12 protein-coding genes are annotated in these 14,612 nt (G+C 40.8%); 1 reads left to right on the top strand and 11 read right to left on the bottom strand.

Features of this window, described 5'->3' with window-relative positions; translation table 11 throughout:
* Positions 1-16: 16 nt before the first annotated feature.
* Positions 17-1,411 carry a M24 family metallopeptidase gene (locus ACO1D1_RS27090; protein ID WP_149868275.1) on the top strand — a complete coding sequence of 465 codons (1,395 nt, stop codon included), beginning with the start codon at positions 17-19 and terminating at the stop codon, positions 1,409-1,411.
* 55 nt (positions 1,412-1,466) lie between these two features.
* Here the strand turns inward: ACO1D1_RS27090 and ACO1D1_RS27085 are convergent, their stop codons facing one another.
* The 11 genes from ACO1D1_RS27085 to ACO1D1_RS27035 form a co-directional block, all read right to left on the bottom strand.
* Entirely contained in the window at positions 1,467-2,483 is a 1,017-nt protein-coding gene (locus ACO1D1_RS27085) for an oxidoreductase (protein WP_149868274.1), read from the bottom strand.
* Positions 2,484-2,560: 77 nt separating this feature from the next.
* Complete coding sequence (locus tag ACO1D1_RS27080) at positions 2,561-3,472, bottom strand: PTS system mannose/fructose/sorbose family transporter subunit IID (protein WP_149868273.1); 912 nt, start codon at positions 3,470-3,472, stop codon at positions 2,561-2,563.
* A 19-nt stretch (positions 3,473-3,491) separates the two neighbouring features.
* On the bottom strand, positions 3,492-4,298 hold the full coding sequence (locus tag ACO1D1_RS27075; RefSeq protein ID WP_149868272.1) for a PTS mannose/fructose/sorbose transporter subunit IIC: 807 nt from the start codon (positions 4,296-4,298) through the stop codon (positions 3,492-3,494).
* 27 nt (positions 4,299-4,325) lie between these two features.
* Entirely contained in the window at positions 4,326-5,300 is a 975-nt protein-coding gene (locus ACO1D1_RS27070) for a mannose/fructose/sorbose PTS transporter subunit IIA (protein ID WP_423337695.1), read from the bottom strand.
* Positions 5,301-5,722: 422 nt separating this feature from the next.
* The gene (locus ACO1D1_RS27065; RefSeq protein WP_423337694.1) at positions 5,723-6,094 is read right to left on the bottom strand and encodes a DUF956 family protein; all 372 of its coding nucleotides are present in this window, start codon (positions 6,092-6,094) and stop codon (positions 5,723-5,725) included.
* 241 nt (positions 6,095-6,335) lie between these two features.
* Positions 6,336-7,580, bottom strand: a complete 1,245-nt coding sequence (locus tag ACO1D1_RS27060) for an anaerobic sulfatase maturase (RefSeq protein WP_149868269.1) — start codon at positions 7,578-7,580, stop codon at positions 6,336-6,338.
* Positions 7,581-7,647: 67 nt separating this feature from the next.
* Positions 7,648-9,027 carry a sulfatase gene (locus ACO1D1_RS27055; RefSeq protein WP_423337693.1) on the bottom strand — a complete coding sequence of 460 codons (1,380 nt, stop codon included), beginning with the start codon at positions 9,025-9,027 and terminating at the stop codon, positions 7,648-7,650.
* Positions 9,028-9,134: 107 nt separating this feature from the next.
* Positions 9,135-9,959, bottom strand: coding sequence for a carbohydrate ABC transporter permease (locus tag ACO1D1_RS27050; RefSeq protein ID WP_149868267.1), 825 nt, complete (start codon positions 9,957-9,959; stop codon positions 9,135-9,137).
* Positions 9,956-10,924 (bottom strand): carbohydrate ABC transporter permease, encoded by a 969-nt coding sequence (locus ACO1D1_RS27045; protein ID WP_423337692.1) that lies wholly within the window; start codon positions 10,922-10,924, stop codon positions 9,956-9,958. Before ACO1D1_RS27045 ends, ACO1D1_RS27050 begins: the two co-directional genes overlap by 4 nt.
* A gap of 11 nt (positions 10,925-10,935) precedes the next feature.
* Positions 10,936-12,426: an ABC transporter substrate-binding protein gene (locus tag ACO1D1_RS27040; RefSeq protein ID WP_149868265.1), complete on the bottom strand. Its 1,491-nt coding sequence runs from the start codon at positions 12,424-12,426 to the stop codon at positions 10,936-10,938.
* A 266-nt stretch (positions 12,427-12,692) separates the two neighbouring features.
* Positions 12,693-14,582, bottom strand: coding sequence for a family 20 glycosylhydrolase (locus ACO1D1_RS27035; protein ID WP_149868264.1), 1,890 nt, complete (start codon positions 14,580-14,582; stop codon positions 12,693-12,695).
* Positions 14,583-14,612: the final 30 nt, after the last annotated feature.

The following is a 14,612-nucleotide window of genomic DNA, read 5'->3' as shown; positions in this document are numbered from 1 at the left end:
AGAGGAGAATTCGTTTATGAACATTCAGAAACAAGTACTATTAAAGGAAATAGAGCAGCCTGAGATTTATGAACATGTTGCTCCAGTTTACTTAACTGATGAAACGATCAACGAAAGAAAAGAAAAACTTCTTCAATTGATGGAAAAAGAAGAGTATGATGCTTTGGTCATATACGCAGATAAAGAACATGGAAGTAATTTTGAATATTTGACGGGTTTTATTCCAAGATTTGAAGAAGCTCTTTTTGTAATGAAAAACAATGGAGAATGTTCCTATATTTTGGGGAATGAAAATCTAAAAATGGCAAAACATGCTCGTTTAGCGGGTACTGTCTATCCTTTTTCACTTTTTTCTTTGCCTAATCAACCGATGAACGATGATCAGCCCTTAGAAATGATATTAGATCAAATTAATTTCTCAACGAGTAAAAAGATTGGTCTTGTTGGCTGGAAAATGTTCACAACAAAAACACAAGATAATGATACGTTATTTGATATTCCTTATTTTATTGTTGAGGCATTTAGAAAGGCAAAGCATGATCATGCAAAGATTGTCAATGCAGCTTACTTATTGATAGGGGCAGACATGGGGGCTAGGACAACAAATAACGCTAATGAACTTGCTCATTATGAATATGGGTCAAACCTTGCTTCATCTTGTATGCTAAAAGCTTTGAATGCGATTGATATAGATGTGAAAGAATCCTTTTTAGGCAGCATTCTGAATGCCGATGGGCAAACAAATACTGTGGTTACCATTGCGGCTACTGGCAAGCGTTTTGAATATGCAAACGTTTATCCTACTAATAAACGGACCCAATTAGGCGATCCTCTATCATTAACCACGGGCTATAAGGGAGGGCTGACCAGTAGAACTGGGTTTATTGTTGAAAATAGGGAACAACTCCCTTCTACTCAAAAGGATTATTTAGATAAAGTCGCCATTCCTTATTATCAGACTGTTGTATATTGGTTAGAGAACATTAAAATAGGGATGTCTGGTGGAACCTTTTACGAGTTAATAGAAGGGATCTATCCGAAAGAAACGTACAATTGGCATTTAAATCCCGGTCATCTTGTTTCCGATGAAGAATGGATGTCTTCACCGATTTACCCGGATTCAATTGAAGAAATTAAAAGCGGAATGATTTTTCAAATTGACATTATCCCTTCCATTGAAGGCTATGCCGGTGTTAGTGCAGAAGATACCATTGCTCTTGCAAATGAAGAATTAAGAAATAAACTTAAGAACGAATACCCACAATTATGGGCGAGAATTCAAAAAAGAAGAAATTACATTCAAGAACAGCTAAATATCAATCTATCTGAAGAAGTACTTCCCCTATCAAACACCGTTGGTTATTATAGACCATATTTACTAACGAAAGATAAGGCATTAACCTGTAAATAAGCAATAGACTAAAAAAGGTCTTCATCCATTCAGGATGAAAGACCTTTGTTTCATTTTACTTTAATTTTTTCACTCCAGTTTCTAATATTTCCATTTGCAGCAGTGTCTGTTCGTCTGTAATGGTTTTATCTTTCCCATTGATAATGGCTTCATATAAATCATCATATACTCTTCCATAATCACCATTTACGGACTTCACTGTTTCTTCGTGGAATGTCCCATCTTCATCAATATATGTAAGTACACCATAATGTTTTATTGTATCTATCCCAAAGTCTTTGTTATCAGGCATATAAAATAACTTTAAATGTTCCTCCTGACGATCTTTCGTTTCTTTCACAAAGCATCCCTTTTTTCCATAAACGACGAAGCTTGGTCTTTCTTTTATTCTAAAATAACTGGATTTAACAGATACTTTTATCTTGCCATAATATAAATCTAAATCGAAATAATCATTCATTCTTCCTTGGCCTAATAATTGTCTGACATCATAATGTATTTGATCCGGCTGGCCAAAATAGCTAATCACCTGATCCATTGTATGGCAGCCATGTTCATACAAAAATGACCGAACAGGATGAAAAGAATGAACAGACTCAGGTACTTCGGGACGATAATAGTCATAATGCATTTCCACTTCGAGCAAGTCCCCTAGTTTCCCCTCTTCAATGACCTTTTGAACGGTTAAAAAGTCACTATCAAAACGTCTGTTTTGATACGTTTGAACAATCAATCCTTTCTCTCTTGCCAGTGCAAATATTTCTTTTGCCTGTTCCGAGGTTTCCATAAAAGGCTTTTCAACCAAACAGTTTTTATTTTTGTTTAACACTAATTTTGCGTATTCATAATGACTGTCCAGTCTTGTACAAATTACAATAAGTTGAATGTCCTTGTCATTTAATAGTTCATCTAAATCAGAAGTATAATTTACTCCTGCAATCCTTTCCCAACTTTCATGCTTAGGATTTCTTTGATAAATCGTTTTTACCTTTATATTCTCTCTTTGCAAGACGAACGGCAGATGATACCTGTTTGTGCTTTTTCCATTTCCAATATAACCAATAGTAAGCATAATGGCCCCCCTAAGTTCTATTTATATGAAAAGCACCTCCGATTATTATTACAGAGGTGCTGCTCTTTTTTCATTTATTACATTAAGTGGATTAAGTGGAAAACGATACCCACTACGAACAACCCAAGAATCATAACGATTGGAGAAACTTTCTTCTTAAGCAGCCACATGCAAAGGAATGTGATCAACAATCCAGCTAAACCAGGAATTAAGCTATCCAAGTTGGCTTGTAAAGTAGTTACTTTAACAGGTTCTAATGAAAGACCAGCAGCTTGCTGTTGTAATGCGGTTTTAATCCCTTCCGCTCCAGCAGGTAAATTACTCCAGTCAATATACGCACCTTCGGAAAGTTTCACTTCGGATACAACTGGCGCAAATTTCACAGATACCCAACGGTTAACTAATGCACCAAGGATGAACATACCCAGAATTGATGCACCTTTCGTAATATCTTGAAGGATTCCGCCAGATAAGTCGTCAGTAATTTTAGAACCAGCTTTGTAACCAAATTCTTGCGTATACCACGTGAATCCCATACGAATAAGATTCCATAAAACGAAGAAAATAATCGGCCCAAGAATGTTACCGGTCAAAGCAAGAGAAGCGCCTAAAGCACCAAGTATTGGTCTAACCGTGAACCAGAAAACCGGATCCCCGATACCTGCTAAAGGACCCATCATACCGACTTTAACCCCTTGAATGGCCGCATCGTCAACCGGCGCACCATTTGCACGTTCTTCTTCCAGCGCTAAAGTTACACCAATAATAGGTGAAGCTACATATGGGTGAGTATTAAAGAATTCTAAATGACGTTTTAGTGCAGCAGAACGATCTTCTTTCGTTTTATATAATCGTTTGATTGCGGGAATCATCGTATATGCCCAACCACCGTTTTGCATACGTTCATAGTTCCAAGAACCTTGAATGAAAGTGGAACGCCACCAAACAGAAATACGATCTTTTTTTGATAATCTCAATTCATTTGCCATTTTTGTGTCCTCCTCCTTCTTAGTAATTATCAATAATATCGCCTAGTGGATCACCAAATTTACCGTTGCCGCCATTACCTGAACCGCCTTGTTTAGAAAGCGCTAAGTAGATAAGTGCAAGAGCCACACCGATCGCTCCTAAACCGATAAGTGTAATTTGTGAAACAGTCGCTAATACAAAACCAATTGCGAAGAATGGCCATACTTCTTTTGTAGCCATCATGTTAATAACCATTGCATAACCAACGGCTACGACCATTCCCCCACCAATTGCTAAACCGTCTGTCAACCAAATTGGCATAGATGTGAGTAATTCTCTAACCGGACCTGCACCAATTGCTACAATTAATGCCGCTGGGATGGCAATACGCAAACCCTGCATGCAGATAGCAACGATTTGCCAAAATTCAACTTTTCTGATGTTTCCTTCTTGAGCTGCAGCATCCATAAAGTGTACGATGGCTGTTGCAAGTGTACGAACGATGATTGTTAATAAAAGGCCAGCAACTGCAAGCGGAACAGCAATCGCAATTGCAGAAGCCACACCAGCTTTACCTTGTCCACTTAAAACTAAAATAATAGCAGATGCAACTGAGGCTAACGCAGCATCCGGTGCTACGGCAGCTCCGATGTTAGCCCAACCTAAAGCGATCAGTTGAAGAGTACCACCTAAAATTAGACACGGTACTAAGTTTCCTGTAACTAAGCCAATTAACGTACAAGCAACGAGTGGCTGGTGGAATTGGAATTCATCCAAAATTCCTTCCATACCAGCTAAAAATGCTACGATACAGACTAATATTATTTGAATCACATTCAAATCCATGATTATTAATCCTCCGTTTTCTCTGGATTATTTTTGTTTGTTTAACTCTTCTTGAGCCTTCTTGATAATTTCATTCATGTCGCCTTTTGAATCGTTCGGCACTTTACGTACATCGAAATTCAAACCAGCTTCTTTTAACTTATTGAAAGTATTAATATCATCTTGGCTAAAGGCCAATACCTTATTCGGTTGAACTTTACCAGGTGAGTGTGCCATAGAACCAACGTTGATGGTCTTCAATGGAACGCCGCCTTCTACTGCTCTAAGCGCATCTTGCGGGTTTTCGAAAAGAAGTAACGCGCGCTGCCCGCCGAAATGTTGATCATCTTTTGCAAGATCAATCATTTTATTAACAGGAACAACGTGTGCCTTTACACCCGGAGGAGCAGCCTGTTGGATCAATTTCTTACGAAGGTCATCCTTAGCTACTGCATCAGATACTACGATAATACGTGTAGGCTGTGTCGTTTTTGTCCAAGCAGTTGCTACTTGTCCATGAAGAAGTCGTGAGTCAATGCGTGCTAACACGTATTCAAATTTGCCAGGAGCTCCCGCATTTGATGGGCCGGCTGCTGCTGTAGCAGCAGATGCTTCTGCTGGTTCTAATTGTTCAGGTTTTACTTTAACTCCTTCTTTAGCTGTACCCAAAATATGGGCGGCAATTTCATGCGCTGTGTTCATTGAGAAGCGCGATGCAAATGCTTCGATCAGCATTGGTAAGTTCATGCCAGCAACGATTGCCCATTTGTCATTGTGTTCTTCAAACAAGCTGTTGGCTTGATTGAAAGGAGTTCCACCCCAAAGATCGACTAAGAATAATACTTCGTCTTGGTTGTCGAAAGAAGCGATTGCTTCTTTTATTTTAGCCTTTACATCATCAGGTCCTTCGCTCGGCATTAATGTAACAGCTTTTACATTTTCTTGTTTTCCAAAGATCATCTCTCCGGATTGCAAGATACCGTTGGAAAATTCACCGTGACTTGCAATGATAATTCCTACCATCTTTTTCCCTCCTATTATTATTTTTTCAGCTCATCTAAAGCGGTTACAGTTTCAACAAAACAACAAAAAAGGCATGAGCAAAAAGTAGATTGAATGAAGATTCAGGTATAGAATACCCCTTAACTCTTCATATCAATCACTACTTTTCACTCATGCCTGATCGAATCAGTAACACGTAAAAAATAATAGCGATTTAAATTTATTTTGTAAACGCTGTAAATAGAGTGTTAAATAAATAGCATCTGCATCAAATACATTCTTTTCAATATTTGCTGCATCACTTCAATGAGCTTCCACAAGAATTATATCACACTAATTATTCCTCTTACAAGAGGAGAAAAATTTATTTGTCCGTTAACAACTTTTTGATTTTTCTCTATAAAAAAATACAAGCTCAACCATGTCTTGTATTGTAAAACTATTTACTTTTTAAATTTACTCTTCAAGCATCGTTTGATAACATCAAAGAAACTTAATGACTGGACCATCTGATTCGGATCAACGTATTCACGAATGGTTCGCAAAACTTTTTTCTGCTCTTTTGAAGAAAATGTATACTTCCCATTCCGCTTAGTTTGGATAGTATACCGTGGGATCCATTTCCCTTTGAACATGACGGAAGCGATCACGTACTCAACTTCTACCCATGGAATTTGAATAAACTTACGAGCATCACGATTATTGAAGAATTCAAATCCTTTGTCTCCAATCATTATTTTTCCATAGTCTGAAATTCCCATATGTGAGGTTGCATCAATAACTAAATCGACTTTTGTATTGATTGATTGGACCATTTGATGTACTCCATTTCTTTCTTATAATAAAAATTATTATACGCCTTTTTTCACTTCAAGCAAAAAATACGCGGGACAAGTTCGAGCAGTATCCTCAAAATTATAACAGACCGATTAAGGATCCGACAATATCGACCAAGAATAGACATAAGATAATAATAATTCTGAGTAGAAAGCAGTATACTGTATTTGAAGGAATCGATCCGCGAAAAAAAAAAGAGAAGCAACGAGAAAGCTTGCTTCATCCACAGCATTGTTTTAATTTTTTTCCGCTGCCACATGGGCATGGAGCGTTGCGACTTGGTGTCTTTCCGTTGTAAAAGCGTGTAAGATTCTGTTCATACAATGTGGCTCTAACACCGTCGCCCAGCTGTTTCATGCGTTCGTCGGCGTAGCTGTATATTTGTTTGTAGCTGGAGCAGAAATAATCAACCTCTGATGTTGCAAGGTCAGGGCCCCACTTCCTGTTCCGCGGGCAGCCGCCATGGCAAAGCTTCTTCCATTCGCAGGTTTTACAAGGTTCAGGCAGATTCGGCTTCATACTCAAAAATTTATCGTATAAAGGGTGCGCCAAAATCTCATCAATCGAATGTATACCAACATTACCAATCTTCCAATCTGGATGAATGAAAAAATCACAGGGAAAAGCATCGCCATTTTGTTCTAATATAATCGTCTGCGGACAGGCCGCGCGATGGATACATAATCCTGGCTCCCGGTTCACATATACATTCAGCATTTCATCGAAAAAGCGGATGGATGACCGTGTCTCTCCATTATTGTACCAATAGTCAAACGCCTCACAGAGAAAATCTCCGTATTCCTTCGGTGTGATGTCATACACACCAGGCTTGTTAATTTCCTGCGAGCGAAAGTCCATACAAGGGATAAACTGGACAAAGTGAAACCCCTCATCCTCATAAAAGCGCAACATCTCAGTGGCTTTGGTCACATTCCCCTTATGAACAACTGTAAGAATGTTGAAATCAACTTGATGCTTGCGAAGAGAATCAATTCCCCGCATTACCCTGTCAAAACTGCCTTGCCCGCGGGAGTCCACCCTTTTAGCATCATGAACCTCTCTCGGCCCATCAAGGCTTACCCCGATTAAGAAGTTATATTTCTTAAAAAAACTTGCCCATTTATCAGTAATAAGGGTACCATTCGTCTGCAGCGAGTTGCTGATCATCGTGTTTTTTGGTGCATATTTTGCCTGAAGCATCACGACTTCCTCGAAAAAATCAAGGCCGGCTAAAAGCGGTTCGCCTCCCTGCCAGGCAAAGGTGGCAGCCCCTTTCGAGCGCTCCATGTATTCTTTGATGAATTTTTCCAAAACAATAGAGTCAATGCGATTAATTTTCTTCCCAGGCTTTCCACCGCAAGTACTGTAATAACAATACTCGCATGCTAAATTACAATCTTCTGAAACCGTCTTCCACATCACACTAATATTGCGGTTCGCTGTTGTCAGGCAGCCAGTACTCATAGCTCATCCCCCTAAGATGCTGTTGAACTTTGAAGGCCCTGACGACCAAACATCAGGGCAGAAAATATTATCTTTTGAATTCTTTAGCGTGCAATGGCCCGCCTTCTTTCATAACTGTCCATAACGGATCGACGTCAAAGTCCATTGTCGACATCATTTCATCATGCCACTCATTAAGGAAATAAACGGCCGTTTTGCAGATATCACGGCGTTCTTCAGCCAAGTTCTGCTGTTCATACGGATCATCCTTCAAGTTAAACAGCATTTCCTTCGGGAACCCGTTCTGTCCATCATGATAAGTGCGGATATAGAGCCAATCCTCAAACCTGACACTACGCTGGCAAACATGGGCACATTGTGACATAACCAAATATTCCCGACCTGTATCTTCACCTTTTATAATACTGTTAGCATAGCTTCTTCCATCCCATGACGGAGCATTTCGGGCTCCTAGCAAACTAGCAAAGGTTGGGGCAAGATCGATATGATAATGCAGGCCCTCATCAACCTTCCCTTTTAATCCAGTAGGCCAGCGAATAATCATCGGAATTCTGCATGTCCCTTGATCGGCCGTACCATGCTCAGAGTAAATCCCTAATTCACCCATATTTTCGCCATGATCGGCAGTAATCAGAATGGCTGTGTCTTCCATAACACCCAGCTCCTCTAACTTTCGCAGCACATGACCAATATGGTTATCCATATAGCGAATGGCACAATCGTAGTTATCGAGTATCAATCGTAAATCATCGTAGTTTTCAATTTGCTTCCCATGGCGCGGCCATTTGAAGTAATGGGTTTTAGCAAGTTCATTCATATGATCGATGCTGTGCTGACACACCTTTTGCTTGTGCTGTTGAAATACCTCTTCCGTCAACCATTCAGGCAGCGGTTCATTCGCAAACGGTTGTCCGAACTCTTCGGGTGTCCGATAAGGAGTATGCGGATCCCAGAAATTCAAATGTAAAAACCAGTTATCTGAACTGCCGTTGTCATCCAGCCATTTAAGAGCTACCGGCAGCACCTGCTCCGCTGATTCGTGGCCCTTCGCTCCAACATTAAACACCTCATTGAATCCGGCATTGAACGTCCAGGCGGAATGTCTTTCAGCAAAAGTACTGATGGTTGTTGTTTTATAGCCAATCTGCCGTAGTGAACCCGGCAGACTCTCATAAACTAGCTTATCATTGAAGTCACGGCTAGGTCCTTCACGTCTCATATCCGCCGCTGTTCCACCATGGCCGACGACACCATTATGGATTCCGAATCTGCCTGACATTAAGGCCGAACGTGACGGCAGGCAAGGTGCATCTGTGCAATAATAATTCGTGAATATGACGCCCTCTTCTGCGATCTTGTCAATATTTGGTGTTGTATCCCGATGATATCCATAAGCACCAATATGGTCGGGGCGGAGCGAGTCTAAATCTAAATAAAGTATTCTCATTAGGTCTTCAACCTACCTTTGATGTTGTTGTAAAAAAGGCCCAAGCGTACTATAAAGCGGCTTGGGCACTGGAGCTGTTCCATTCCTAAAAGACAAGGATGCTAAAATCACCCCTTCACCGACCCTGCAATCCCATCGACAAAGTAGCGCTGCAAACAGAGGAAAATGACAACAATTGGCACGATCGCAATCGTTCCTCCTGCAGCAATCCCTGTCCAGTCGACGATGTTCTCACCGCGAAGGGCGTATAAACCAACCGACAGCGGCCTAGCGTCCGGAGCGTTGAGCGTCAAAATCAGCGGCATTAAAAACGAGTTCCAGGACCAGATAAATTGCATAATCACTACACTGCCGATAACAGGCTTCGCAAGTGGCAGCATAACGGTAAAAAAGGTTTGGAAAAAGCCGCTTCCGTCCATAAGGGCTGCTTCTTCAAGTTCTTTTGGAATTTTTGCAAAAAAGGTTGCAAATAACAAAATAAAAATAATATGATTGCCGCCGGACTCTGCGAGGATGACGCCAAATCTTGTATTCATCAGACCCATTGATTTGATTAAATCGTAGATTGGAATAATCGCAAACTCCGTTGGAACGAACATACTAGCAATTAATAGCGCATAAACGATTTTCTTGCCCCTAAACGAATAACGCCCGAGTACATACCCGCAAGTAGCAGTTGAGAGCAGCACGATGATAATCGTACCAACCGTAATAACGACACTGTTTAAAAAGTACTGTTCGAAATTCGCTTCATTCCATGCCCGGATGATATTTTCAAAAGTAAAGTGTTCTGGAATTAACGAAAGGCCATTTTTAAAAAATTCACCCTGCGTCTTAAATGACGCTGAGACCATCCATAAGAATGGATAGATCCAGATCAAGCAAAAAGCGGTCATCCCGATGTAAAATGTTGATCTTCTCACACTTCTCATAAATTCTTACCACCTTTGATACGCTTTTGCACGATGGATTGGATAATGGCGAGCAAACAAATTGTAACAGCAAAGAAGAGACCCGCTGCGGACGCATACCCTAATTGAGGGAGCCCCATTTCGCTGGTAAATGCATAGCGATAAATATAAGTCGATACCACATCGGTGGCAAAGAACGGCCCGCCGTTCGTCATCGTCTTTATTAAATCAAATGCTTTCAATGAATTGACGACATTCAATAAGAGAATGATCGTTCCGATTGGAATCAAAAGGGGAACCGTAATATAGAAGAATTTCTTTACCCCTGATGCCCCATCTACCTCTGCCGCTTCGTATAGATCCTTTGAAATCGACTGCAGGCCTGCAAGCCAGTAGATTAAGTTAACCCCAAGGTTTTTCCAAACTGAAATTAAAATGACCGTAAACATCGACCAATCAGCATCGCCTAACCAGTTAATTGGCCGCTCTAACAGGCCGAGCTTCAATAATGTATCATTGACCGCCCCATCACTTCCCCAAATAAATACCATGATAATCCCGACAATGGAAGTAGTCGTGACGACTGGGAGGAAGATGAAGGTACGGAATAGATTGGCCGCCTTAAGTCCTGGACGATGCAAAATAACGGCGAGCACCAAAGCAACTAACAAATGAAATGGTACTGTGCCCAGCATGAATTTAAAGCTATTCTTAAATGCATTCCAGAAATATGGATCCTGGGCGACATTAATGAAATTCCGCAGCCCGATAAATTTAGCATCCGGTGTCAGACCTGACCAATCAAGAGTAGCATAGTACCAGCTGGCCAAAATTGGCCAGCCTTGGAACATTGCAAATAATGCTAACGTAGGGAATAAAAACACCCAGTACCAAGCTACATTACTCGATTTTGATTTTGTTTTCGTCTTCGTCTTTTTCTTTACTGTCAAACCGTCTGTGCTTAATGTACGAATGTTCTCCTTCATATAGTAGCTCCCTATTTCTTAATTGCCTCGTAATCTTGGGCCGTATAATCTTTATCAGGACTCCAATTAGAGAATTTGAAATCATCTTTACTTACCTTTGCACCTTCCGCTTTTGCTGCATCAATTGCTTGGTCAAGTGAAGTGTTTACATTTTTCGATAACATCTTAAGCTGATCTTTTGGATCCTTTAACGCACCGGCAATCACACCTTGAAGAATATCACCTAATCCTGGCTGCGGGTCTTTATATTTCCCAAAAATCTTAGCTGTTTCAGGGTTTCTAATTTCAACGCTTGGTGCTAAACGAGAATTTTCCATCGCGATATTGTAATATTGTTTAAATTGCTCGATTTCAGCAGCACTCTCGTTGACATCTTTTAAGATCGAGAAACGGTCTCCTGCTTTTACTAATACAGACTGATAATCTTTGCTGTAGTATTCTTTTAAATATTGGGCAGCAGCTTCAGGATGTTTACTTGTTTTCGCAATTCCAAGCCATGGCTGCAAGTTTGGTCTTGGCAAGTATCCTTCTTGACCGTTATCAGGAACTGGCGGCGCCATCACGCCAAAGTCCAAATCTGGATTGTCCTTTTTCCAAACACCGATGCACCATTCACCTTGAATAATGAATCCTGCTTGTCCTTGGCCAAATAATGCGCGTGCTTCAGGTGCAGCAATGCTCATTGTTTTTGGATGATAGCTTCCGTCATCATTCATCCCTTTAAATAGATTCATAACATCAACAACAGCCTTTGAGTCATAGTTTGCATCGTTGGTTACTAATGAAAGCGGAGAATGTGGATTCAAACCACTTCCACCTTGTGCAGACCAGTCAATCACTGGATTCTTCCAGCGGACAATGGTTTTTCCCCCTTCGATGATGCCATAGGCTTTTCCATCTTCCGCCTTTGTAATCGCTTTGGCTGCGGCACGGAATTCACTATATGTCTTTGGCGGATTCTCTGGATCTAACCCTGCATCTTTAAATAACTGTTTATTGTAAAAAACAAGTGTGTTTGGCAAATCCAATTTCGCTGGGATCGTATAGATTTTCCCATCCTGCATGGTAATGCCTTCAACGAAGACGCCATCCATGAAACGGCTCTTAAATTCATCGTCTAAATATTTGTCTAACGGCTGAAACCAATCGCCGGCAACCGCTGTGCTAAGTTTCATGCCCGGTGGAATTGGGAACAAATCCGGCGCATCACCTGATTTAATGGCGGTTGTAATCGTATTTTGGAATTGATCGCTTGTTAGCAGCGTGTATTCAATCTTAATATTTGGGTGTCTTGCTTCAAAATCTTTGATAAATTGATCACGGTACGGTTTCTCACTGTCCGCCCAGTCCATAACTCGTAAGGTGATCTGCTCATCCGTCTTTTTTTCCTCGGACTTTTCCTTTTTGCCACTATCAGCGGTAGATTTTGCACATCCAGCAAATATTTGTAAAATAAGTACTAACATGAGCAAAATTCCAATTGCTTTAAATTTCCTTTTCATATAAAAGCCCCCTTTTAAATTGTCATTTTTTTAGTTGTTAAACCATTCAAATTCCCATAATCATTGATTTTGAACGCGTTTTCAAAATCAATGATTTATGATCTATCCTTATAATATTTAATTTCAGATAATTCGGCAATGTAGCGATGATTCTTATTTTTGTATTTTTGATACTTTTTCGTTTTAGATTTTTATTTTTTTGAAGAGAAAAAAAACTCACCGAATATTGGTGAGTGAAAGGGAATGGATAAGAGCGAAGCAATGCTTTAAATCCCGGCGATGACAGATGGTGTGGCAATCGTGTGCCATAAATTTGCGCTGATCGCTTTCGTTTCTCCATCCTGTTCTTGCCCGTTATAGTAGAGAATTTCTTGCTCCAATTCTTCTAGCTCGACTACTCTACCCGTCAGGTACTCATCAAGCCGGTTGATGGCAGTTTGTATTCGCTGCAGCAGGCCGCCCATTCGAATGTCAAATACATCGAGCCCAAATATCTTATTTTCCGTCAGCCACTGGGTACGGTATGCAGCCATGAAATCCTCCGCTCGCCTTTTCATCTCAGGTAAAAGGGAATAACAATAGGCTCCTAGAATATCGCGATGTTTGCTGTGATAGGCGTTACGAATGTTAATTCCCGCCTCACACTTTAATTCTAGTAATCTGCTTAAGGCAAATTGCGTGCGGAACACTGCCTCCCAATTTGGGTTTCTACCCATACATTGTTCAAAGGTTTTTGTACAGCTGTGAAAATGGGAGGCGTACTCATTTGGCTTCACGTGCCGATCAAATAGCCCATACAGGATATCCTGGTATAATATATATTTCGGTGGGTTCATCGAGTGAATATCAAGTGAAGTGTTATCAGGCACAAGCATCGTCATATCTAAACTCATGAAATCAGCATAATGGCCATCAACACAGGTGGCGAATCGTTCCTCAAGACGGCTTGTATCTGCCTGGTCCGTATAACAAAGCTCCGCCCAAAGCTGCAACGTAGGAAGGATTGAATAAATGGAAGCTTCCGCACCGTTATCACCCCACGCCGTGATTAGCACATCCTTAATACCGTTACGCACACAGCTGTGATGTGCCATCTCCCCGGCATGCCGGCTAAATTGATTATTCGGTGAAAAACCCATCCATTTCCAAGCACCGCCTGCAAAAATAATCTTGTCACAAAGCTGTTTATGCTTCTTCAACATACCGTCATATTTTTCCGGTTCAACAGAATAGTAATCCCAATAAACGAGGGAAATATCATCAGGAATCATCTCCATCACATCCTGGCGAATGGGGCTGTCGATGTCATAATACTCACCTGCACTGGCCAGCCGGAAAAACATATCGCTCCACATCATCGGCTTGTAGCCGTACTTTCGAGCGATTTCCATGACACGATTAAAATGCTTCAGCATCAGGGTTGAACGGTCTTGATAGCCATGCTGATCAAGATATTTACCGAGCCCCATCATATGTGCTTCATCCATGCCGATATTGATGTTCCGGCTCGCGATATTTTCAGACATCGTCCGGAACATCGCTTCAATCAGTTGATACGTTTTTTCTTCATCAATTAGTAAAATATCATTACAATCGACGATATCGGAAAAAGAGTTCCACTTAAGAGCTGTTCCGAGATGTGCTAGTGTTTGGATGCAAGGAACAAGCTCAATCCCAAACCTATTTGCATACTGATCCATGGTCTTCAATTGTTCCCCAGTATACCTTCCGCGCATGTAACCAAAATACGGGTAATCCTTTATTTCATAAGTATCCTCTGTATATAATTGCACCGTAGAATAGCCCATCAAGGCCAGATGCTTGATGATTGTTTGAAAGGTTTCCACCTTTAAAACGGCATTTCTTGAGCAGTCAATCATGACACCGAGGCTGTTATAGATAGGCTTTTCCGTTATTTCGAATGGCTCGCCTTTTCTGATACCCTCTATTAATAGTCCAAGGGCACGGAAGAATTGATGTGCTTCTTGATAGGCGAGCTTCCCTTCATGACCATTAAATTGAACATAAATTCCGGATTCTATCTTTTCAACATGGATCGGGATTCCGCCATGCGATTGTTGGATGTTTAACAGATTTAGAATTTCATTGACAGGAAGGTCCTGTTGTTCCTCCAGCCCTACTAATTTTATGTCCATTCTATCAGCCTCCTAAAGCTGAGAAAAAAG

This window comes from Neobacillus sp. 19, assembly GCF_049463095.1.
GTDB lineage: Bacteria > Bacillota > Bacilli > Bacillales > Cytobacillaceae > Neobacillus.
This window is presented reverse-complemented; position numbering and strand designations above follow the sequence as displayed.